The sequence below is a fragment of the Bradyrhizobium sp. Kon10 genome, from assembly GCF_055807395.1.
Genome location: NZ_JBVVOZ010000181.1, coordinates 1 through 297, shown reverse-complemented (window position 1 = coordinate 297; position 297 = coordinate 1). Strand labels below are relative to the sequence as shown.

The window sequence follows — 297 nt, the reverse complement described above, 5'->3', positions numbered from 1 at the left end:
CACCATGTCTGGAGCGCCGTCGATGTCGGCCAGACGCTCGACCCGGGCATTGCCACGTCCAACATCGAAGGCGGCGTGGTCTGGGGCCTTTCCGGACTGCGCACGGAAGTCACCTTCGCGGACGGTGAGATCCAGCAGACGAACTTCGACCAATTCGATCCGCTGCACCTGTCGGAAACCCCTGTCATCACGACACAATTCGTCGAGAGCGGCGGCAAGCCGACCGGCGTCGGCGAGATTGGTCCGGTGCCGACGCAGGCCGCTTTCGGCAATGCCGTGTTCGCCGCGACTGGCGAG

The 297-nt window shown here is 65.0% G+C and carries 1 protein-coding gene; it reads left to right on the top strand.

What is annotated here, in order from left to right; genetic code table 11:
* Positions 1-297: molybdopterin cofactor-binding domain-containing protein (locus AC0L2O_RS36620; protein WP_473373179.1), on the top strand; the 297-nt coding region annotated here is incomplete at both ends.